The following is a 1,248-nucleotide window of genomic DNA, read 5'->3' as shown; positions in this document are numbered from 1 at the left end:
AGTGCAGGGAGCATTACCGGGTTAGCGGCGGGTGAAGAGCCGTTTATTGTGCCGATGGCGATTCCAATGATTGCTGGCCCATCAGTGATTGCCGCGTTGCTTCTGCTTTCTTCCCAGCATCCCGACAAACTGGTCGAACTCTCAGCGTCGGTGGTGATTGCGTGGGGCGCGACCTTCTTTATTTTGATGTTCTATGGCTTTTTCAATCGTCTGTTGGGCGAACGCGGTCTGAAAGCGGTGGAACGCTTGATGGGCTTGTTATTGGTGATGATTTCCACCCAGATGTTCCTAGATGGTGTGAAAAGCTATTTGGGATAAATCAAAGACAACAAAAAGCCGCTCCAGTGAGCGGCTTTTCTTTATAACGATGTTTACATCATGTGTTTACGACGAATGTCGAGCAGGGCAAAAATACCAAAAATCAAGATGGAATACTTTTCCCAACTGCTCATCTGAATCTTATCGCCAAATGCACCAATGAAGATTGCCATTTGCAAACCGTGCATGATGAACAAGAAGGCTGTCATGATGTACAGCGCAATCGCAGCATTACCTGGAAATGGCATCACAATATTCAGAATCAAAACCAGCCAAACAAAGGCAATCGCCGCTTTAGCTAGGATAAGTAGTGCTTTCATTTAAGTGTCCTTTTAAATCGAGGCGTTAGGCTGAGGTACGTTCATACAGACGGTAACTGACTTGGCCTGCGGTTTTTTCTCTGTGCAGGTGCCAATTTTCCGGAAGCCCAGCAATGCTCAGCTCTTTTTCCGTTTCAATATAAATCATTGCGTCTTCTGCAAGCCAACCGTTTTGCTCTAGCAAGGTCACGGTTTCATCCAATAGTCCCTTACGGAAAGGTGGATCGATGAAAACCACGTGATGTGGTGTACCTGGTTGTTTCAGAAAGCTCAAGGCATCGGTGTTCACCACTTGGATATTAGTGGCTTTCAATGATGCGACGTTTTTTTGTAACTGCTGAAAAGCTTGCGGGTTGAGCTCAATCATGGTCACGAGTTCTGCTTGGCGTGAAGCCGATTCAAAACCTAAACCACCAGAGCCAGCAAATAAATCGAGGCATTTTGCTTGCGGCACATCTTGTGCTAACCAGTTAAACAGGGTTTCTTTCACGCGGTCAGTGGTTGGACGCAAACCTTCAGCGTCATGGACAGGGAGTTTTCTGCCTCTCCATAAGCCACTAATAATGCGAACAAAGCCCGTTGTTGGCTTTTTTTGTGATGAGTTTTGCTG

At 46.4% G+C, this 1,248-nt stretch carries 3 protein-coding genes; 1 reads left to right on the top strand and 2 read right to left on the bottom strand.

Going from position 1 to position 1,248, the window contains the following annotated elements; genetic code table 11:
* A partial coding sequence (locus R8269_RS24920; protein ID WP_318222869.1) for a MarC family protein occupies positions 1 to 318 on the top strand: 318 nt, incomplete at its 5' end.
* Between the two features lie 53 nt (positions 319 to 371).
* On the opposite strand, the gene R8269_RS24915 is transcribed toward R8269_RS24920, so the two are convergent.
* Both R8269_RS24915 and rsmD read right to left on the bottom strand, forming a co-directional pair.
* Complete coding sequence (locus R8269_RS24915; RefSeq protein WP_005496405.1) at positions 372 to 638, bottom strand: DUF1145 domain-containing protein; 267 nt, start codon at positions 636 to 638, stop codon at positions 372 to 374.
* 25 nt (positions 639 to 663) lie between these two features.
* On the bottom strand, positions 664 to 1,248 hold a 585-nt coding region (gene rsmD, locus R8269_RS24910; RefSeq protein WP_318079249.1), incomplete at its 5' end, for a 16S rRNA (guanine(966)-N(2))-methyltransferase RsmD.

Source organism: Vibrio sp. Vb0667 (assembly GCF_033391095.1).
This window is presented reverse-complemented; position numbering and strand designations above follow the sequence as displayed.

What these genes read in the sequence shown, in the direction of transcription:
- R8269_RS24915 (WP_005496405.1), bottom strand. Translation starts at nt 638, where the DNA reads ATGAAAGCACTACTTATCCTAGCTAAAGCGGCGATTGCCTTTGTTTGG.